This is a genomic window from Rhizobium sp. UBA1881 (assembly GCF_002338015.1).
Taxonomy (GTDB): Bacteria; Pseudomonadota; Alphaproteobacteria; order Rhizobiales; family Rhizobiaceae; genus Rhizobium.
In genome coordinates, this window is record NZ_DDHH01000117.1 from 38,516 (window position 1) to 58,837 (window position 20,322).

At 62.8% G+C, this 20,322-nt stretch carries 20 protein-coding genes; 9 read left to right on the plus strand and 11 right to left on the minus strand.

Features of this window, described 5'->3' with window-relative positions; genetic code table 11:
- The first annotated feature begins 195 nt into the window (after nt 1–195).
- From B3605_RS14465 to B3605_RS14475, 3 genes are read left to right on the plus strand one after another with little or no spacing between them, the layout of a single operon-like run.
- Entirely contained in the window at nt 196–948 is a 753-nt protein-coding gene (locus tag B3605_RS14465) for an ImuA family protein (protein ID WP_296434647.1), read from the plus strand.
- Nucleotides 869–2,380: a Y-family DNA polymerase gene (locus B3605_RS14470; RefSeq protein WP_296434648.1), complete on the plus strand. Its 1,512-nt coding sequence runs from the start codon at nt 869–871 to the stop codon at nt 2,378–2,380. The genes B3605_RS14465 and B3605_RS14470 overlap by 80 nt, the downstream gene beginning before the upstream one ends.
- Nucleotides 2,377–5,640: an error-prone DNA polymerase gene (locus B3605_RS14475; protein ID WP_296434650.1), complete on the plus strand. Its 3,264-nt coding sequence runs from the start codon at nt 2,377–2,379 to the stop codon at nt 5,638–5,640. The genes B3605_RS14470 and B3605_RS14475 overlap by 4 nt, the downstream gene beginning before the upstream one ends.
- 38 nt (nt 5,641–5,678) lie before the next feature.
- Here the strand turns inward: B3605_RS14475 and B3605_RS25760 are convergent, their stop codons facing one another.
- The 6 genes from B3605_RS25760 to B3605_RS14500 form a co-directional block, all read right to left on the minus strand.
- A complete protein-coding gene (locus B3605_RS25760) occupies nt 5,679–6,275 on the minus strand; it encodes a sensor histidine kinase (RefSeq protein WP_312470234.1) in 597 nt (198 codons plus the stop codon).
- A gap of 62 nt (nt 6,276–6,337) precedes the next feature.
- On the minus strand, nt 6,338–6,655 hold the full coding sequence (locus B3605_RS25765; protein ID WP_312470236.1) for a PAS domain-containing protein: 318 nt from the start codon (nt 6,653–6,655) through the stop codon (nt 6,338–6,340).
- Nucleotides 6,656–6,762: 107 nt separating this feature from the next.
- On the minus strand, nt 6,763–7,059 hold the full coding sequence (locus B3605_RS14485; RefSeq protein ID WP_296434652.1) for a hypothetical protein: 297 nt from the start codon (nt 7,057–7,059) through the stop codon (nt 6,763–6,765).
- Nucleotides 7,060–7,105: 46 nt separating this feature from the next.
- Nucleotides 7,106–7,729: an SOS response-associated peptidase gene (locus B3605_RS14490; RefSeq protein ID WP_296434655.1), complete on the minus strand. Its 624-nt coding sequence runs from the start codon at nt 7,727–7,729 to the stop codon at nt 7,106–7,108.
- A gap of 1 nt (nt 7,730) precedes the next feature.
- Nucleotides 7,731–7,946, minus strand: coding sequence for a hypothetical protein (locus B3605_RS14495; protein WP_296434657.1), 216 nt, complete (start codon nt 7,944–7,946; stop codon nt 7,731–7,733).
- A 43-nt stretch (nt 7,947–7,989) separates the two neighbouring features.
- A complete protein-coding gene (locus tag B3605_RS14500) occupies nt 7,990–8,937 on the minus strand; it encodes a LysR family transcriptional regulator (RefSeq protein ID WP_312470241.1) in 948 nt (315 codons plus the stop codon).
- A gap of 62 nt (nt 8,938–8,999) precedes the next feature.
- Between B3605_RS14500 and B3605_RS14505 the strand changes: the two genes are divergently transcribed.
- On the plus strand, nt 9,000–9,923 hold the full coding sequence (locus B3605_RS14505) for an SDR family NAD(P)-dependent oxidoreductase (RefSeq protein ID WP_296434661.1): 924 nt from the start codon (nt 9,000–9,002) through the stop codon (nt 9,921–9,923).
- A 65-nt stretch (nt 9,924–9,988) separates the two neighbouring features.
- On the opposite strand, the gene B3605_RS14510 is transcribed toward B3605_RS14505, so the two are convergent.
- From B3605_RS14510 to B3605_RS14525, 4 genes are all read right to left on the minus strand, one after another.
- Nucleotides 9,989–10,435: a carboxymuconolactone decarboxylase family protein gene (locus B3605_RS14510; protein ID WP_296434662.1), complete on the minus strand. Its 447-nt coding sequence runs from the start codon at nt 10,433–10,435 to the stop codon at nt 9,989–9,991.
- A 94-nt stretch (nt 10,436–10,529) separates the two neighbouring features.
- Nucleotides 10,530–10,967: a cupin domain-containing protein gene (locus B3605_RS14515; RefSeq protein ID WP_296434664.1), complete on the minus strand. Its 438-nt coding sequence runs from the start codon at nt 10,965–10,967 to the stop codon at nt 10,530–10,532.
- 15 nt (nt 10,968–10,982) lie between these two features.
- Nucleotides 10,983–11,735, minus strand: a complete 753-nt coding sequence (locus B3605_RS14520; RefSeq protein ID WP_296434665.1) for an SDR family oxidoreductase — start codon at nt 11,733–11,735, stop codon at nt 10,983–10,985.
- An 11-nt stretch (nt 11,736–11,746) separates the two neighbouring features.
- Nucleotides 11,747–12,259 carry an RrF2 family transcriptional regulator gene (locus B3605_RS14525; RefSeq protein ID WP_148146332.1) on the minus strand — a complete coding sequence of 171 codons (513 nt, stop codon included), beginning with the start codon at nt 12,257–12,259 and terminating at the stop codon, nt 11,747–11,749.
- Nucleotides 12,260–12,434: 175 nt separating this feature from the next.
- On the opposite strand from B3605_RS14525, the gene B3605_RS14530 reads away from it, so the two are divergent.
- From B3605_RS14530 to B3605_RS14540, 3 genes are all read left to right on the plus strand, one after another.
- Nucleotides 12,435–12,839: a YybH family protein gene (locus tag B3605_RS14530; protein ID WP_296434669.1), complete on the plus strand. Its 405-nt coding sequence runs from the start codon at nt 12,435–12,437 to the stop codon at nt 12,837–12,839.
- Nucleotides 12,839–13,873, plus strand: coding sequence for a bifunctional DNA-binding transcriptional regulator/O6-methylguanine-DNA methyltransferase Ada (ada, locus tag B3605_RS14535; RefSeq protein WP_296434671.1), 1,035 nt, complete (start codon nt 12,839–12,841; stop codon nt 13,871–13,873). The genes B3605_RS14530 and ada overlap by 1 nt, the downstream gene beginning before the upstream one ends.
- A gap of 421 nt (nt 13,874–14,294) precedes the next feature.
- Nucleotides 14,295–15,179: a hypothetical protein gene (locus B3605_RS14540; RefSeq protein ID WP_296434673.1), complete on the plus strand. Its 885-nt coding sequence runs from the start codon at nt 14,295–14,297 to the stop codon at nt 15,177–15,179.
- A gap of 90 nt (nt 15,180–15,269) precedes the next feature.
- Here the strand turns inward: B3605_RS14540 and B3605_RS14545 are convergent, their stop codons facing one another.
- Nucleotides 15,270–17,525, minus strand: a complete 2,256-nt coding sequence (locus tag B3605_RS14545) for a hypothetical protein (protein WP_296434675.1) — start codon at nt 17,523–17,525, stop codon at nt 15,270–15,272.
- Between the two features lie 216 nt (nt 17,526–17,741).
- On the opposite strand from B3605_RS14545, the gene B3605_RS14550 reads away from it, so the two are divergent.
- Both B3605_RS14550 and B3605_RS14555 read left to right on the plus strand, forming a co-directional pair.
- The gene (locus B3605_RS14550) at nt 17,742–18,359 is read left to right on the plus strand and encodes a hypothetical protein (RefSeq protein WP_296434678.1); all 618 of its coding nucleotides are present in this window, start codon (nt 17,742–17,744) and stop codon (nt 18,357–18,359) included.
- A 41-nt stretch (nt 18,360–18,400) separates the two neighbouring features.
- Nucleotides 18,401–20,322, plus strand: a 1,922-nt coding sequence (locus tag B3605_RS14555) for an AAA family ATPase (RefSeq protein ID WP_296434679.1), incomplete at its 3' end; no start/stop codon positions are given.

Sequence of the window (20,322 nt, forward strand, 5' to 3'; positions counted from 1 at the left end):
GCGCCCACTTACGAGATTCGGCTACAATTTTGATTCCACTCGCCGAATCTGAGCTTCCGCTAATTCTAGGATTAGATTCCTGCTCTCCCGACCATCTTGACGCCGCCGACGATAAGGAACAGATAGAGAACAAGCAAGTTCTCACGACATGATGTCGTCCATGTTTCACCGCGATTTCGAAAGGATTCGTGACCGATGTCGGCTGCCCGCGAGACAGTTCTCGCCGACCTGCGCGAGCGCATCTCCGCCCTTGAAGGCGGCGGCGCCAGGGCGGCCGGCTGCCTGCCGTTCGGCGTTCCTGAGATCGATCGCGTTCTGCCGGGCGGCGGCCTTGCCCACGGCGCCCTGCACGAGTTCGCGGGCGGCGGATCGGGAACCGTCGACGGGGCGGCTGCCGCGCTCTTCGCCGCGGGGATAGCCGCCCGGACAAAGGGGAAGATCGCCTGGTGCCTGACGCGGCCCGATCTCTTCTTTCCGGCGCTCGCGCAGGCCGGCCTTCATCCCGACCGGGTCGTCTTCATCGAGGGCGACCGAGAGGAGGACGTACTGGCGTCAATGGAGGAATGCCTGTCCTTCGGCGGACTGGGGGTGGTCGTCGGCGAGCTCGTCCGGCTGCCGATGACGGCGTCGAGACGGCTCCAGCTCGCGGCGGAGCGGACCGGGACGATGGCCATCGCCGTCCGGCGGTGGAGGCGACAGACCGAAGCCAGCGACTTCGGCCAGCCGACCGCGTCGACAACGAGATGGCGGGTCAGCGTCCTTCCGTCTGACGAGCTTCCGGTTCCGGGGCTGGGACGGGCGAGGTGGCTACTGGAATTAATGCGGAGCCGCGCGGGCGAGTGTGCTGAGTTTGAAATCGGAGCCTGCGATGACAAGGGTCGTATCCATATTTCTTCCCGATCTGCCGACCGACAGGATACGCCGGGCCGATCCCTCCATTTCGGCTGAGCAGGCCATCGCCGTGATCGCGAAGTCCGGCTCGAAGCGCTGGGTCTCCGCCGCCGACGCCGCCGCCCGTAAGGTCGGCGTGCGGGTAGGAATGCCGGCCGCCAAGGCGCAGGCGATCTTCCGCGACCTGCTGTTGATCGACGCCGACCCGGTCGCCGACGCTGTCGCCCTCGAACGCATCGCGCTCTGGGCGCTGACCGTGTACTCGCCCATAATCGCCGTCGACGGGCCGGACGGCATCGTCATGGACACGGAAGGTGCCGACCACCTGCAGGGCGGGGAGCAGCCCATGCTGGAAAAAGTCGCCAACCAATTCCGCGCGAGGGGCCTGACGGCGCGCGTCGCAATCGCCGACACCTGGGGCGCGGCGCATGCCTGCGCGCGGGCGATCACGCGGGAGACCGTCATCGTTCCGAAGGGCGAGATCGTCCGGGCCGTCGAGAAGCTTCCTTTGTCGCTACTGCGGCTGCCGGACAAGATCGTCGGCGACCTCCGGATGCTGGGCTTTCAGTCGATCGGCGAGCTCGCCAACACCGCGCGAGCGCCGCTCGCTCTCCGCTTCGGCCCGGAGATCGGGCGTCGTCTCGATCAGATGTTCGGCCGAATGTCCGAGCCGGTCGAGCCGGTCCGCGCGCCGGAATGGATCGAGGTCTCCCGCGCGTTCGCAGAACCCATCGGTGCGGCCGAGACGATCAACAAATATGTCGGGAGGCTGGTCGTCCAGCTCGTCGGCGAGCTCCAGCGCCGGGGTCTCGGAGTCCGGCGAACCGACCTTTTGGTGGAGAAGGTCGATGGCACGCGCCAGGCAATCCGTGCGGGCACCGCGAAGCCTGCGCGCGACGTCGCCTGGCTGACCAAGCTCTTCAAGGATCGCACCGAGAAGATCGAGCCGGGGTGGGGTATCGAGAAGCTGACGCTCGTCGCGGTCGTGACGCAGCCTCTCGACGAGGAGCAGCGCTCGTCGTCGTTGGTGGAGGAGGAGACGACCGACATCACGCCGCTCATCGATATCCTCGGCAACCGCGGCCAGCGCGTCTACCGCCTCGCTCCCGTCGCCTCCGACGTCCCGGAGAGATGCGTGCAGAGGATCGACCCGGCCGCGGACGACGTCGGACAGACATGGGTCAACCACTGGAAGAGACCTGTCCGTCTCCTCGACCGGCCGGACCGGATCACGGCCATCGCACTGACACCCGACCATCCGCCGCGCGCAATTACCTGGCGCGGAAGGCGGCATGCGGTGAAGCGGGCGGACGGCCCGGAACGCATATTCGGCGAGTGGTGGATGCGCGACAGCGAGCTGGAAGCGGTGCGCGACTACTACGTTGTCGAGAACGAAATCGGGGAGCGCTTCTGGGTCTATCGCTCCGGCGACGGCGTCGATCCGGAGACGGGCGACCGGCAGTGGTACATGCACGGGGTCTTCGCATGAAGTACGCCGAGCTGCAGGTCACGACCCACTTCTCGTTCCTTCGTGGCGCTTCGTCGGCGGACGAGCTGTTCGCAACCGCCAAGGAACTCGGCGTCGAGGCCGTGGGGGTCGTCGATCGAAACAGCCTCGCCGGAATCGTGCGGGCGCTGGAAGCGTCGCGCGCGACGGGCGTCCGGCTCGTGGTCGGCTGCCGCCTCGATCTCCAGGACGGTATGTCGATCCTCGTCTATCCGACCGATCGTGCCGCATACTCCCGCCTAACCCGGCTCATCACGCTCGGAAAGAGCAGGGGCGGCAAGAACAACTGCATCCTGCACCTCGACGACGTCGCGCTCTACTCCGAAGGCCTCGTCGGCGTCCTCGTGCCCGATCTTGCCGACGAGACCTGCGCGGTGCAGCTCCGGAAGATGCATGAGATCTTCGGCAACCGAGCCTACGTCTCTCTCTGCCTGCGCCGCCGGCCGAACGACCAGATGCGGCTCTACGAGCTGTCCGAACTGGCGTTCAGGCACAAGGTGCGCACCGTCGTCACGAACGACGTCCTCTTCCACGAACCCGGCCGGCGTCAGCTCCAGGACGTCGTCACCTGCATTCGAAACAACACCACGATCGACGCTGTCGGCTTCGAGCGCGAGCGTCATGCAGATCGATATCTGAAGCCGCCCGAGGAAATGGCGCGTCTATTTCCCCGCTACCAGGAAGCGCTCGCCCGTACGATTGAGATCGTCGAGAGATGCAAGTTCTCGCTCGAGGAGCTGACCTACCAGTACCCCGAAGAAGCCATCGTCCCCGGCATGGACGCGCAGCAGTCGCTGGAGCACTACGTGCGCGAATGCATCCCGAACCGATATCCGGAGGGTCTGCCGCAGAAAGTCCTTCGCGCCGTGAAGCACGAACTCGAACTCATCAAAGAGATGCGGTACGCGCCATATTTTCTGACCGTCTACTCGATCGTGAAGTTCGCTCGAAGCCAGGGAATCCTGTGCCAGGGTCGCGGGTCGGCCGCCAACTCGGCAATCTGCTACATCCTCGGGATCACGTCGATCGACCCGGAGACGAACGATCTGCTCTTCGAGCGCTTTGTCTCGAAGGAACGAGACGAGCCTCCGGACATCGACGTCGACTTTGAACACGAGAGGCGCGAGCAGGTCATCCAGTGGATCTACCAGACCTACGGCAAGGACAAGTCGGCCCTTTGCGCGACCGTCACCCGCTATCGGGCGAAGGGTGCCATCCGCGACGTCGGAAAGGCGCTCGGCCTGCCCGAGGACGTCATCAAGGCCTTGTCCAGCGGCATGTGGTCGTGGTCGGAAGAGGTCAGCGACCGCAACGTCCGGGAGCTCAACCTCAATCCGGAGGATCGCCGTCTCGTCCTGACGCTGAAGCTTGCACAGCAGCTCATGGGCGCGCCGCGTCACCTGGGCCAGCACCCCGGCGGCTTCGTCCTGACGCACGACCGCCTCGACGACCTCGTCCCGATCGAGCCTGCGAGCATGAAGGACCGGCAGATCATCGAGTGGGACAAGGATGACGTCGAGGCCCTGAAATTCATGAAGGTCGACGTGCTGGCGCTCGGCATGCTTACCTGCATGCAGAAGGCCTTCGACCTCATCAAGGCGCACAAGAACGACGATCTCGACCTCGCGACGATCAAGCAGGAGGACCCCGCGACCTATGCAATGATCCGAAAAGCGGACACGTTGGGAACCTTCCAGATTGAGTCCCGTGCCCAGATGGCCATGCTTCCGCGCATGAAGCCTCGAACCTTCTATGACTTGGTGGTCCAGGTGGCGATCGTCCGACCGGGGCCGATTCAGGGCGACATGGTCCACCCGTATCTTCGGCGCCGGGAGGGCAAGGAAAAGGTCGAGTATCCGACGCCGGAGCTCGAAGCAGTACTCGGCAAGACGCTGGGCGTCCCGCTGTTTCAGGAGTCGGCCATGAAGGTGGCGATGGTCTGCGCCGGGTTCACCGGCGGCGAGGCCGACCAGCTTCGCAAGTCGATGGCCACGTTCAAGTTCACGGGCGGAGTCTCCCGGTTCAAGGACAAGCTGGTCAGCGGAATGATCAAGAACGGATACTCGGCAGAGTTCGCGGAGAAGACGTTCTCGCAGTTGGAAGGCTTCGGCTCCTACGGCTTCCCGGAAAGCCACGCCGCGTCTTTCGCCTTGATCGCCTATGCCTCGAACTACGTGAAATGCCACCATCCGGACGTCTTCTGCGCGGCTCTGCTGAACTCGCAGCCTATGGGCTTCTACGCGCCCGCGCAGATCGTCGGCGACGCCGCGAAGCACAATGTCGAGATCCGGCCGGTCTGCATCAACCGCTCTCGCTGGGACTGCACTCTCGAGCGCATCGGCAACACCGACCGGCACGCAGTCCGTCTCGGCATGCGGATGGTGAAGGGTCTCGCCGTCGCGGACGCCGCACGCATCGTGGCCGCGCGCATGAACAACGAATTTGAGAGCGTCGACGACGCTTGGCGGCGCTCGGACGTGCCCACCGAGGCGCTCGTCCAGCTCGCCGAGGCCGACGCCTTCCGGCCATCGCTAAACCTCGAGCGACGCGACGCGCTCTGGGCGATCAAAGCGCTTCGCGACGAACCCTTGCCGCTTTTCGCGGCCGCCGCAGAACGCGAAGCTGTGGTCATCCCCGAGCAGCAGGAGCCAGAAGTCGAGCTGCGGCAGATGATTGAAGGTCATAACGTGGTCGAGGACTACGGCCACGTCGGCTTGACGTTGCGCGAGCACCCGATCGCTTTCCTGCGCCGCGACCTTCAGGCGCGGAACATCATCACCTGCGCGGAAGCGATGAACTCCCGCGACGGTCGATGGGTCTACGCCGCAGGTCTCGTTCTGGTGCGCCAAAAGCCGGGCTCGGCCAAAGGCGTCATGTTCATCACCATCGAGGACGAGACCGGCCCGGCGAACGTCGTGGTCTGGCCGTCATTGTTCGAGAAGCGGCGCCGCGTCGTCCTCGGGGCGTCGATGATGGCAATCAATGGCCGCATCCAGCGGGAGGGCGACGTCGTTCATCTCGTGGCCCAACAGCTCTTCGACCTGTCGGGCGACCTTTCCGGGCTGGCCGACCGCGACGCCGAGTTCAAGCTCCCAGCGGGCAGGGGCGACGAGTTCGGCCACGGCTCGCCGGGCAGTCCGGATTCCAGAGATCGTCCGAAGCCTGTGCCGCAGCCTCGCGACATCTTCGTGCGCGACCTGCACATCGATACCCTCAAGGTGAAAGCGCGCAACTTCCACTGAGCACAGGCAGTTCCTCAGACCTAAGGTGCTCCGGAAGATCAAAGAGGTATTCGTATTGTCGCCGTGAAACCATCTGGGGGATATCTGAGGTCTGCCTGACCACGTATATGAGACGCAAGCCCCTGGATCAGATCGCTACCGTAGCCGGTTCCACTTGGACGGTTTACACGAGGACCGCCTGCTTCCTGCCAGTGGCAGACGAGAAGCCGCCGCTCACCAGGGTCGTCTACCATTTCCCAGGTCACGTCTATCCGGCCACTCTCGACGGAAGCTGCACCGTGTTTGACCGCGTTGGTTCCGAGTTCGTGGAAGATCATGCTCACCGGTGAAACTTTGGAAGCCGAAATGTCTGTGGGCGGGCCAGCACACGCCAGCCGTTCCGACACCGTCTGGCCGACAGCGTCCCTTACGAGCTGTTCGAGATCTGACGCGACGCCGCTGGCGGCAATCTCCTGGCCGCGAAAGGCCGTCGCGATCCGGCCGAGAATGCCTTCTTTGAAATCAATCAAGGTAGGGTCTTCGGTCCTGATGTTTTTGACGACCGACTGAATGACCGCCGAGAGGTTCTTAATGCGGTGCCGCATCTCCGCGAGGATGAAATCCGTTTCGGCATCATGGCGTCGACGGTCCGTCACGTCGTCGAAGATGACAAGAATGTTCGGACTGTTGTCGTCGGGCTGAACCAGCCGGCGCGCGTCTAGGAGGAACGTGCGCTGTCCAATGTCTGGAAAGTCATGGCTGACCTCGAAACCGATGACCGCGGCCGCCCGAGGGATGACGAACGATACGAGCTGCCGCAGCTCCGGAATATCCCATTGACCGTTGCCAGGAGAAAGAAGTCCTTGGAAAGAACGTCGTCGCGCTCGACCTGGAAGGCCTTGATGAACGCGTTGTTGGCGGCGATGACACACAGATGCTCGTCGAGCACGACGACAGGCTGGGTCATCGTATCAACGACGCCCTGCGCCAGGACGTGCCCGGTCTTCATCAGGCGGTAAAGGTCTTCCAGCAGCATATCCCGTCCCCTGCCGATGGTTGCGGTTGCGGAATATAGCTAAATCGGATGACAGGGGAAGGGCATTTTCGGCGTCCGAGCCACCATTGACAAGGGCGGCAGGACGATCACGCGGGCTCGCGGTTTAGGATTCGCAGCTCTCTGATCTGTCCCGCCAGCGCCAGCAACGCCTTCCTCACCGTGTCTTCCGACATCTCGCCGATGTTGCGCGCGATGTCCTCCACGACCCGTTCGGTCGACTCGTCCATCGGCGAGATCTTCCCAGTCTTCGCAAGGAGTCCACGCAGTGCTGCCGACGTCGCGACGCCTCGCTGCAGCAGATGCCTTCGCTCTTCATGCTGCAAGGATGGCAGGCGATTCGCGGCGCGGACGATTTCTGAAACGAGGCTCGTCGTGACCGTCATAAGGAGTTGACCTCGGGGAGCGGCTTTCCTTCATAGCGCGACGAGTTCACGTCCCGCGAGACGCGATGGAATTCGAGCTGCCGTCAAGGTTCTCCTGCAGAAGAGCCTTTGCCCTCGCAGGTTCGGTGCGGACGTCCAGCCACTCCTTGTATGCTTCCGGAGTCAGAATGACAGGCTGTCTGTCATGAAGCTGCGACATCGGATCGCCCGCGGGCATGGTGACGATCGTACAGCTCGTGACACCGAGCTTGTCGTTATGCGACCAGAGGCCTGCGAAGGAAAACGGCTGTTCGCCGGGAAGATGGATGTGCCACGGGTTCTTCTTGCCGTCGGAGGCGTCGACCGTCCACTCGTAGAAAGCCGATGCCGGGATCACGCATCGTTTGCTCTTGAAAGCGTCACGGAAACCGGCGTTCGTGTCGATGGTTTCAATCCTCGCATTGAACATCGCCGCCTTCGGCATTTCCTTCGCCCACCAGGGCACCAGCCACCATCGTGCTTCCTCGGCCATCTGCCGTCCCTCGGCATCGTTGTGGACCATCAGGACTGTCTGTGTCGGTGCGATATTGTAGCGGGCGGCGGTGTTCCGCCCGCGTTCCGTCTGCCAGGGCAGATCGTACAGGTCGACGAAAGCCGGCCACTCGTGTTCGAACGAAAAACGTCCGCACATCTCACCGTCTCCTGAGCAATGCAAGATCGCGTTCGACGTCGCGGGTTGCGAGGACCGCCAGCATGGCGTTGTCCGCCAGTTCGACGAGCGCGGCAGCTACCTCTTCGGGACACCAGCCGGCCGCAATGCCCGCAAGTGCGACTTCCGACACTCCGTCGGCCAGCGCTTCCTGGCATCGAAGGAAGCGATCCGGGTGAAAGTCTGGAGGAGGGGGCACGACAGCTTTCATGCCAAGGAGAATGGTGCCGCTTGAGCCGTCGTCAAGGCGCCGCCCGAGACGATCCTTCGGCTTTCATAAAATCGAGGAAGGCGCGCATGCCCGAACCGAGATGGCGATGCCGCGGGTAGTAGAGGCAAAGGCCAGGGTAAGGCGGCGTCCAGTCCTCCAGCACCTGCCGCAGCTTCCCGTCGGCGAGCGCACTGGCCGCCATCCACCGCGTCACGTAGGCAAGGCCGGCGCCGTCCAGTGCCGCCGCAAGAAGAAGTCTGGACTGGTCGACGACGAGGTTTCCGGTCGTCGACACGACGACCTCCTCGCCGCGGCGCTGAAACTCCCATCGATAGATCGACCCGCCCGCCATTCGAAGCTGGACGCATGGGTGATGGGCGAGGTCCGACGGTGTCTTGATCGCAGGAGCTTCATCGAGATAGGCAGGCGATGCCACGACAATATGCTGCTGATCCGGACCAATCGGGATGGCAACCATTTCGTCAGGGACGAGTTCGGCTGCCCGGATGCCGCAGTCGAATCCTCCTTCAGCGATGTCGACCAGTCTTCCCTCTGACCTGACCTCAAACCGCATTGCTGGCTGAATCTTCATGAAGCGGGTCAGTAGCGGCATCAACACCTGCTCGGCGGCATTGGCGTCGCAATTGATCCGCACGAGCCCGGACACCGAGGTAGCCTGTTCGTGCAGCTCCTCGACCGCCAGGCCGATTTCCGCAAGCGCCGGCAATAGCCGCTCCGCAAGTCTCCGCCCCAGATCCGTCAGCGATACGTTCCGGGTCGAACGGTGGAAGAGCTTCACATTGAGACGTCTCTCAAGTCCGGCGACCGCGTGGCTCAGCGCCGACGGCGTCTGGCCGAGCGGCCTTGACGCGGCACGAAACCCTCCGTGCTCCGCAACGGCAAGAAACGCCGCAAGCTCGCCGGGCGGAAGCGAGCTCACTGTGCGAATTATCTCATCATTGCGTGCAGTGCTGGTCATCTAGTTCACGAATGCCACGAGCTTATCTTTCGGGCAAGTCGAATGTCTGAAGGAGCATGACTATGACTTCACCCATCCCATTCGGGTTTTCATCGACCGCCGCCGACGTTCTGGAAGGCGTCGACCTTGCCGGCCGGAATGTCATCGTGACTGGTGGTGCTGCGGGCATCGGACTGGAGACGAGCCGCGCTCTCGCGGCCGCCGGCGCGGCTGTGACGATTGCGGCCCGCCGCCCGGATGAGGCCGAGAGAGTTGTCGCCGAGTTGACGCGAACAATGCCTCGGGCTCGGCTGCGCGTTCGCCGCCTCGATCTCTCCGATCTTTCTTCCGTAACGGAATTTACGGAAAGCTGGGACGAACCCCTGCACGTCCTCGTCAACAACGCAGGCGTCATGGCCATCCCGGAGCTGCAGAGGAGTGCGGAAGGGCGGGAGATGCAATTCGCAACCAACTACGTAGGCCACTTCGCGCTCGCACTCGGCCTGCGGAAGCATCTGGCCAGAGCGAACGGCGCCCGCGTCGTTTCCGTCGCCTCGACTGGCAATCTATTCGCCCCCGTGTTCTGGGACGACCCCGACTTTCTGTTCATTCCATATGATCCGTTGCTCGCCTACGGCCAGTCGAAGACTGCCTGCATCCTCATGTCCATTGGAATCAAGCAGGCGTGGGCGTGCGACGGGATAATGTCCAACGCGCTCAATCCCGGAGCGATTGCAACGGGACTACAAAAACACACCGGCGGCCTTCGGACGCCTGAGCATCTCCGCAAGACGATAGAGCAGGGCGCAGCCACGTCGGTGCTGCTCGCAGGCTCGCCGCTCGTGGAGGGAATTTCCGGTAGATATTTCGACGACTGCCAGGAGGCCCCTGTCGTCGACGAGCGCGGAGCCGGGCCGTTCAAGGGCGTAGCAAGATACGCTGTCGATTCCGAAAACGCGTTCCGTCTTTGGGAGATGGCGACGAGAATGGTCTTGTCACCGCTGTAGTTGGAGCAACCTGCCGGACCGCGAACGGACCGGCAGGTCGGCTCTTTCGGAGCGTTGCGGCGCGATCAGGCCTTTGCCGCCACCGGGAGGCGGAACGGCGCGCCGAGGCGATTGAAGGCGTTCATCGCTGCGATGGCGATCGTCAGATCGACGAGGTCCTTGGGTTCGAAAGCGGCAGCGGCAGCGGCATAAGCTTCGTGCGACGCATGTGTCTGGCTGACATTGGTCACTTCCTCGGCCCAGGCGAGAGCAGCCCGCTCCTGGTCGGTGAACAGGTGAGGCACCTCTTCCCACACTGGAACGAGCGTGATCTTGTCGACGGACATCGTCTTGCGCAGATCACGGCTATGCATGTCGATGCAGTGGGCGCAGCCGTTGATCTGCGACACGCGCAGAAAGACGAGGTGGATCAGCTCGGCCGGCAGGTTCGTCTTGGCTGTGACGTAGTGGTGGACACCAAACAGCGCCTTTGCGCCGTCGGGAGCAACTTCGGACCAGTTCATGCGGGACATATTGTTTGCCTTTCTTGTGGACGCGGTTCTCCGTTCGCCGGTGAAACCGTCGTTGCTTGTGCGGTAGGTGAGGGGGTGGATCTGGTAGGTAGCGCTACGGCTTGCGCGGTGTCGTCAGGACGGCGTCGTCGGTATCGACGACGAAGACGGCGAGCAGCTTCGCCGGCTCGGTCTTGCTTGCATTGGCGCTGACGTCATGGCGGTCGCCCGGCAGCTCGGTGAAGTTCTGACCGGCGGTAAAGGTCTTCGTCTCGCCACCGTTTACAGCGCTCTGGATCGCTCCCTCGAGAACTGTGGCGTAGATCAGCGCGGACTTCGCATGCGTGTGAGCCGAGCTGTAGCCGCCGGGGCCGTATTCGACGAGCACGCCCTTGACGCTCTTGCCGGTGACGTCGGGCAGGGGGTGCTCGTAGACGAGCGTCACCTTGGCATCCTTCGTGTCGTATGCGAGTCCCGGCTTTGCAACGTCATGAGCTGACGCGGTGGCAAGGGAGGCCGCAAATGCCGCAGCCGCGTATGAAATGGTCTTCATGTTCGTAGGCTCCTTCTATGCCTTTAGCCATTCGGCGACCGTGACCCGGCCCTTGATGTAGTCTCCGCCGGGAACCAGGGAGCCTGTCACGACTGGAGCTCCGAAGTAGTCGACGGCGGCGTCGGCGGCCACAGGTCGGGCATCGCTCTTGGAGCCGAGATACGTCCGGATGAAGGATTCGAAGGGAGCCCGCTCCGGCCCGGCAAGATCAACTGTTCCGTTCTTAGGCTCGCCCAGCGCGGCCTCCACCAGGGCGGCGGCGACGTCGTCGGCAGCGATCGGCTGGAAGTCGATATCCGGCACCTTCACCACGCCGTCGGCTGCATATGCGCCGGCCAGGGTTTCGATAAACTCGTGGAACTGCGTTGCTCGGACGATTGTATAGGCCTGACCCGACGACGCGACGGCCTGTTCCTGCGCCAGCTTGCCGGCCATGTAAGGATTGGCCGCGAGCTGGTCGGCATTGACGATCGAGAGCGCGACGTGATGGCGCACGCCCGCGGCCCGTTCGGCGCTCGTCAAGTTCCGGCTCGACTTCCCGAAGAAGTCGGTAATCTCGGCCTTGTCGAAGGACATCATGTTCGACACGTCGATGACAGCGTCGGTGCCCGCCAGTGCGGCTTCCAGTCCTTCGCCCGTGTAAGCGTTGATCCCGTTGCGGGAGCTTGCAACGACGGCTTCGTGGCCGGCATCCTGCAGCAGCTTCACTGCCTTCGAGCCGATCAGGCCCGTGCCGCCGATGACGACGACCTTTTTCATCTTGCTCATGCTGCTTTCTCCTATGACGAGGCGCGATTGCCCGTCTTGCGTTCGTGGAGTTCGAGGAAGGCGCATCCGCGGGCGGCGATACCACCGTCGTCGTCTGCGCCAAGATCCGCCAGAAGGTCCGCGACGGAAACCTTGGCGAGTTCTGCGCGATAGGCCTTTTCAGCCTTCAGCATCGCGGCGTTGATCTGGCAGGGTTTTGTGAAATAGCGCTGCGGCAGAGGGTTCGGGCCGCGCTGGCGAATCTCGGCGCACCGGAAGGCGGGCGCCGGTCCCTCGACCGCAAGGACGATATCCAAGAGGCTGATTTCGCCGGGTGCTTTAGCCAGCCGATAGCCACCCTTCGGTCCTGGCGTTGTCGCAACAATGCCCGCGCCGGACAACGCCTGCAGATGCTTCAGCAGATAGCTCGTCGACACGCCATGGAGTTCGGCCAGTGCTGCGGCAGACAGCACGCCGTCTTCCGACAGTCCCGCCAGGAATGCCGTGCAGTGGATGGCCTGCTCTACGCCTTCGCTCAGTTTCATCTTGCATCTCCTAATCGTGGATATAAAATGTCTATGATTAGGAGAGCTGTCAATCCCCGATCACGTAGACCAGTCGAAAATCGGAATATGAGATCAGAAAACGGAGTTTCGACGCCTTGGTGCCTCGCCATAGTCAGGACGCTCGCAGGAGCAGAACAACAACAAAGGACAACGAATGACCACCAAGCTCGCACTCTCCTCAACGCCGGAAGGCATCGTCCCGGCGCTTCTCGCCCATCTGAACTCGCTCGACGTCGAGACCATGCTCGGCTTCTACGACCCGGAAGGTTTGATCGTTGACGCCGCGGGCGTCGCTCACGTGGGCAAGGACGCAATCGGCAAGGAGCTTGCCAAGTACTTCAGCCTCGGCCTTCAGATGTCGATCACCCAGCGCCACCTGTTCGTCGCCGGCGACGTCGCCTCTCTCATCCTCGACTGGTCGTACATCGGCACCGCGAAGGATGGGACCGAGATCAATATGGTGGCCACCGCGACGGACATCGCCCGCCGCGGCCCGGATGGCCTGTGGCGTTACCTCATCGACAACCCGTTCGGCTCGATGCAGAGGAGCGCGGCCTGATGACGGAAGCGGCGGACAACGGAAATGCAGCGACGGGATCCATGTTTCGGGGCGTCGTCACGACGGGCGTCTACTGCCGGACCAACTGCATCTCGCGTCCGCCACGGCCGGAGAACATGCGCCGGTTCGTCTGCGTGGCGGAGGCGGAGGCCGCCGGCTTCCGCCCTTGCCGGAGATGCCGCCCGGACGACGAGGAGTTCGCGAAGAGGAACACGGCCCTGGTAGCGGACGCCTGCAGGCTGATCGATGCTGGAGACAGCTCGCCTACGGTGGCAGCTCTCGCGCATGCCCTGGGGATCAGCGAGGGGCACTTCCATCGGATATTCCGCAAATGCACCGGAATGACTCCTCGCGCCTACAAGCAGGAAAAGCGTGCCACCCTTCTGCGCGACGGTCTGAAGCCAGGCAAGACGATCACGTCGACGTTCTACGATGCGGGATACGGTTCGAGTGGACGCTTCTATGCCGTTTCTAACAAGGCGCTGGGAATGGTCCCCACCGACTACAGGGCGGGGGGCCGCCGTGAAAGGATCAGGTTCGCCGTCGGCCAGACCTCGCTGGGCTCGATCCTAGTCGCGTCGAGCGACAAGGGCGTCGTCGCGATCCTGCTCGGCGACGACCCGGCCGCCCTTCTCGTCGACCTGCAGGAGCGGTTTTCGAAGGCCGATCTCGTCGGGGGCGACGCCGAATACGAGCGGGTTGTCGCACGGGTCGTCGGCATGGTGGAGGCGCCGCAGGTCGGGCTCGACCTCCCGATCGACCTTCGAGGCACCGCTTTTCAACGCAGGGTCTGGCTGGCACTACAGGAAGTGCCGCCGGGCAGCACGGTAAGCTACGAAGAACTCGCAAGGCGGATCGGGAAATGGAAGGGAGGCAAGACGGTCGCCAGCGCCTGCGCCAGCAATCCTCTCGCCGTCGCGATTCCCTGCCACCGCGTTACGAAGAACGACGGCACGTTCTTCCGCTACACGTGGGGGCTCGAACGCAAGAACGAACTTCTGAGGCGAGAGGGAGTGGCGGCTTCAAAGGGTTGATTTGAAATCTCTTCGCTGGCTTCAAGCGCATGTAAGTCAATGTGCCCGTCGGACTGGCGGCGGCTCTAGTCTAGTCAGGTTCGGAACTGCATTGTGGCGTCTGGACGTCATGGTTTATGGGAACGTTTCGATATCAACGTGATCCATTCTTTACTCCGGTGCGCTGTGAAAACGATCCATTACGACGGGTTGCCACAGCGGAAGATGTGTTGGCGGCCGCCAGCCGGAGCTTCCGGAGGCGCTCGGTCTTCTCCTCCCGAAGGCGACGCTCTTTGTCCGCGGCTGGTTTCAACGTCGAGCTTCATGTCGAGCCGGGCGTCCGACATATGATTTCGAGCGCCGGCGCCGCGAAAGCGTTATCCTTCCTCAGGAAATCGCTTCCGTAGACGAAACCCCACGAGCACCCGACCGTTTTCCTGCCATGACAGATGATCGCCACGAAAACAGCGAAGCAGTCGACGGTCCCCAGGAGACGGTCTCGTTCGCCTTCGACCGGATGACCGTTGCCCGGTTCCGAGAAGTGTTCCCCAACGCTAGATGGTCGGACACGCTCCAGGCCTGGACGGTTCCGGGCAAGACGGCGCGGAAACGCATCGACCGTTGGCTCGCCTCCGAGGCGGACCGAAGGACGCCCTACGAGGAGGAGCGGGGCCGCGACGCCTACGAGTTCGAACCTATCCTCAGCCCCTATCTGCAGGTCTACGACCGTGGCTTCCGCATCAGGACGCCTTTCTCCCGGACGGTCGTCGACGAACTCCGGCAGATTCCGTTCGCCCGGTGGAACGGCGACGACAAGGTCTGGGAGGTTCCGTACGCCTCGTATGATGAACTCCAGCACCGATGGGAGGCCATTGAAGATGCCGCGAAGCGATCCGAGCCGGAAGAGCGGCGGAAGCGCGCCGAGGCCCGGAAGGGTTCCGAAGAGGAAGCGAAGGCGAAACGCAGGACGTCCGAGCGGAGAAAGAAGCGATTGCCCGTCTCCATTGACGATCTCCCGCCGCTGGGACGGCCCGTGGCTACGACCGCGTTCGGGATCGTCGTCGTAACCGAGATCACGGGGGAGCTCGTCGATCCCGCGGAGGTCGCCGAACATCATCCAGATGCCGACGACGAACATGTCTGGGCCGGTTGGCGGGCCGCGACACTGGACGAACTCGTTCATACATGGCCCGCGCGAGCGGAACCGGGTGGATACGATCGGCTTCGCGGATGGTGGCAGCCGACGCTCGACGAGCTGAGAGAGGCGCGCAGGTCCGCGAAATCGAAGGAACGTCTGCAGAGCAGACGCGAAGAACCAGCACCCTGATATTGCTTCAGTCAGCATCCTCGTTGTCGGCACCCACGTCCTTCAACGCCTCTTGTCCGAGCATATGCGGACGCGATGGTTAGGCCCGCTTCAAGCCGCTCGCGCTATCTCGAATACCTCGAACGGCGAAGAGAGGTTGTCAATCGAACGGGCGAAGAGGACCATTGCCGCTGCCCCGTCATCTCGCCGGGCGTTTTCGAGCAGAGTTGTCATTGTTGACCGGCACTCCTTGGCCAGCTCCTTCGGAAATAGAAAAAATCCCACGCGTGCTTTTCGGGACAAGGGTGGCTGAATCTGAAGGGAGTTGATGTGCCTTGGATCGCGGAAATTCTTTCGGACCTTTTTTCTGAGCTTGATCAACGCGGTCTCGATCTCCCGCTGCTCGGACGGACTAGCAGCCGAGAGAAGGTGCAAGCCGGCCGTTGTCCAGCCATCTGGACGCTGTTGCTCAAGACCGGCCACGACCTGTCTGAAGTGAGGCGACATCTTCAGCGACGGCTTCGGCAGAAGGACTCCCGCATCTCGGCTTGTGTAGTACTTGTCGATAGGCTTCGAGAGACCGTCGGTCGAGAGCATGGTGTCCTTGGGCGGTTTTCCCAAGTTAAATCCCGTCTCGAGGTAGAGGCCGAGCAGGTCTAGCTCATCCCCAAGCAGGTTGAACGAGTCTTGGAGGTGAACTCGTTCGGAGAGGTAGTGCAGCGCCCGGAGAGGAGTGTCGAGGATATCGACGACGCAGAGAAGATCGGCCAACAGGATCGTGGGAGCAAGAACGTGCTCCTTCGGTACCCAACCTATGTCTTTGAACTCGGCCACCGAAGTGCTCAAAACGGAAAAGTCGTCGAGGGTGACGGAAATCCGAATGACTTGATCTACTGCGTTTGGATCGATGCCAAGTCCTTCGACGACCGCTGTCGCTTCGGCGTCGCCGGCGCTTGCTCGCTCAATCACCTCAGCGAGCCGTGCCGACTGCAAGGAGGGTTTCAAAACCATGTCCTCAACATGCTTCTTGACGCGCTCAGGGGCACCTCGGAGTCCTTGCGCGGAGAGGCGGTGGGCCTTCGCCTCAGCGACGAGGACCGTTCGGTCGATGACAACCAGGCTATCAGTCTCGAACACCTGATTGCCGATCGGCCATTTGGCTCCTGATGTGACGCGTGCGTTCGGGAAGGCTCGTCGAAGCGTCTTGTCGAGTTCACGTTCAAGGTACGTCGCACGTGCCCTCTCCAGCGAATCTTTTATGCCGACGTCCGATGCCAGGCGCTCCATGATCCGATGGATGTGGCTGAAGAAGGATTGAGGCATAACGAACACGAAGGAGTCAGCGATCTTGATGCCGGGCGAATCCCAGACCGGGTTGGCCAGGAAAAGATGTTCGTCGGGAGAGGTGATCACGTCGTCGACGTTTCGCGAGACCAACGAGAGCACGGCCCGAGCCACTTCCTCCGGCAACCCTGTCAAACTTGCGATCTCGGCCGGGTGGAAAGTTGCTTCCGAAATGTGAGAAAGGTCGTAGTGAGACATCACGATCGAAGCCGCTGCATCTCTATCCGTGATGAATGGCAACGCCGCTGCGAACTCCTCTGAACTTCCGGTCATCTCAGGCCGCTGATCGAAGTAAAGGTCGAAAATCTGTCTCGGAGTCCTGCCTTTCAACACCCTTCCGAGCAGCTCCCAGTGATCGTTTGCCCGCTTCTCGTACTCGGTGACCATCGCGTCCATGACGTCGATGATAGCGCTGCAGGAGAAGCCGCACTTCGAGGAGAAGCGGTCGTCCAAGCTCCCGTAAAGATCCTTGCTGATGCGCACCACGTCTCGATGGTAGCCCCAGTTACGCACTCCGTGCGTATGCATGCGGATGCGCTCGAGAAGCGAGGCGATGACGATCTCGCTAGGATCAGCGAGCTTGCTGCCCGCCAGCACCCTTTGCTGGAAAAACGTATCGGCGATCTCGGGCACAGCGTCGAACACCTGCTGCATAACGCTCCCGTCCACCGGATCCGATCCCCATTCCCCAAGGGGCAACGACAGGATGATTGCCTGGAGAAGCTCCGCCTGATGAGGAAGAATATTCAGAGGTCTCTTACTCGAGACGCCTTTCGGGCCGACGAAGCTCGTCAATCCATAGGCTGTGAATGTCGCCAGGATCGAGAGCGGGCTGTATTTTCTTAGAAGCCTCCTGAGGGAAGCAACCTTTGCAGGGAGAGCTGCAACGGCATCCTCGGCGCCCTTCCTTACCTTCGCTTGGAACTCGACCCTTTTGTCGGGATCGATCTCCAGGTTCTCCCAGGTGATGTCGGGCCTACCACCCAGCCTGACTCCATCATCAGTGTTCTTACGGCGATTCATCGTTCCTCCTTGGCAGCAGATTATGAAAGCCTGTCTGCTACTTCGATGCAATCGTTACGCCTGCAGCTTTTGCACTTGACGCCACTTCTCTCGTTCTCTATCTGTTCCCGCATCATGTATCACATCGCTCGCTACGCCTCGGCACGAATACGCTGAACGACTGCCGGACCAATCCGTCCGGCGTACGCCCATCCGTATTGTGTTCACGAGGGTGCCATGAAGAGCATTCCCTACGAGAGGCCGCCGGGCGATGTCGTCCCGCGAAACGAGCCTCCTCGCTTCTACTATCCGCTTGCTACCGTCAAATGCGTCGGACATCCCGTCTTCCGCAGCCAGGATGCCCGCGACTTCGCATGTCTTCTCGACGTCGATCCGGACGTCGCCCGGTGGACGTGCGACGGCGTCGACCTGTCCTACGGCGGCGAGACCTACCGCGTCGACTTCGTTGTGACCGGGAATGACGACCGTACCTTCATGGTCGACGTCGCCGAGAACGCACCGAAGCCGCCTGACTGGATCGAGCTTGCCGTCGGCCGACTGGGTCACGCCTACCGTCCGGTCGCCATGCGGGACTTCGTCGACAGCAACCGGCTTGCCAACGCCAAAGACCTCCTTCGATACGGCTTCTACCGATGCCCGCTCGGCGACCGCGTGCGAATCCTCGCCGCGCTCGACGAGATGGGATCGCTGACCGTCGCCGAAGCGCTTTCCGCCTTCCGGGAAGGTAGGCCGATGGCATGCCTCGCTGCGTTGATCCTGCAAGGATTCCTTGAGGTCGATCTGGACGACGCCCTGATCGGCCCCGAGACGGCCGTCCGCCGGATACGGGACTGAGACCGCCCATGTCGTCTCAACTCGTATTCCAGGACAGATCCATGAAGAACCACATCACACCGCGGAAGCGCTTCGGCCTTCCCGAACAGCTCGCGTACGCCTCTCTCAGGAGCGCCATCCGGCCGCTTTTGAGGGCGGACGCGTTCGTCGCAGTCGTCGTCATCCCGCCCGGCGCAGACATCGGCCCATACTTCCGCGCTGCCGACGCCATGCTTAGCAGCGCCAACCGCTATAGAAGGACGGCAGCCATCGTCGACTTCGACCCGAAGCGGCCGCTGAACTCCGCGAAGCAGATCACGGGCGCCCTTGACGAGAAAAAGGTCGTCCTCCTCTTTCCGGACGAGGCGTCTATCACGGTGGCCGCCCGGCTCGCCGCCGACGTCGTCGTTCACCTGAAGCCGCCGACCATCGGTCAGGCGAAGGGCGTCTTTCGCTCGCTCTACGGCGGCCGGCTGACCGACCAGCAGGCGGAAATCTTCCTGCTACTCGACGAGGAGATGCAGCGGGCCGTCGTACGTCCGGGACGAAGCGTCGGCCGCATGCTGGCCCAGCTCGTCATGCGTCCTGAAGCGCCGCGCGACACCAGCAAGCCGCCGCCTGGACGAGGATTCGAAGACGACGTCGAGCTTCGCCTCGAATCCATGAGCGGCTACGGCGAGGCCCGCCAGTGGGGACTGCAGTTGAAGCAGGACCTGAAGGACTGGAAGGACGGCCGCATCCCCTGGAGCGACGTCGACCGGGGCCTCCTCCTGTCCGGGCCGCCGGGAGTGGGCAAGACGATCTTCGCGGAGGCGCTCGCGAACACCTGCGGCGCGAACCTCGTCGTCGGCTCCGCTGCCCGCTGGCAGTCGAAGGGCCATCTGGGCGACATGCAGCGGGCCATGTTCAAGGCTTTCGAGGACGCTCGGAAGGCGGCACCCGCGATCCTGTTCGTCGACGAGATCGACGGCTTCACCGACCGCGAGAGCGACCACGGCCACAACAGCAGCTACGTCCGGCAGGTGATCAACTCTTTCTTGGAATGCCTAGACGGCACGGTCGACCGGGAAGGCGTAGTGGTCGTCGGGGCCTGCAACAACCCGGCCGTCATCGATCCAGCAATCCTCCGTCCGGGTCGCCTGGACAACCATGTGCGTCTTCCGCTGCCGGATGCCGAGGCACGTGTCGGAATCCTTCGCCACCACCTGACCGGCGACCTTCCGGACGAGGACTTCGCCCAGTTCGCCGAGGACAGCTTCGGCCTGACAGGCGCGGACATCGCCCGGATCGTCCGGCTGGCCCGCCGCGTCGCCCGCCGCGACCGAAGGGCGGTCACCGTCGCGGACGTCATGGGCAGTCTTCCGGGTCGCGTGCCGCTCTCGGAGAAGTTCCGCTGGGCGCTGGCGATCCATGAACTCGGCCATGCCGTCGTCGCGGTCGCCACGGGCGCACGCAAGGTCTGGGGAGTCTCCATCGAGAGCAGGGCGTCCGCGTCGCTGGAGCGTCAGATCCTCGGCGGCGCCGTGCTCGAAGGCGGAGACCTGGCGAATAACAGCAAGCAGTTCTACCTCGACAACATCGCCATCCACATGGGCGGGATGGCCGCGGAGCAGGTCTTCGTCGGTCATCACGGCGACGGCGTCGCGTCCGACCTCGACGGGGCGACGCGCCTCGCAATCATCCTCGACCGGCATCTCGGCATGAACGGCATGCTCGCTTCCTGGCCGGCCGGCGTCGACGAGCGGCTGATCGACGGCGCCCGCCGGGTCGACGGCCCGCTGCTCAAGAGGATCGAGCCCGTCCTGCAGGAGCAGCTCGCACGCGCGAAGACCATCGTCGAATCCTACCGGACTTCGATCGAGGGTCTCTGGCTCGAGCTGATCGGGGCGGGCCATCTGACAGGGCAGCAGATCGTCGACGGCCTGAAGCCGGACGACATTAAGGACAAGCCGACGCCGAAGACGCGTCGAAAGATCAGACAACG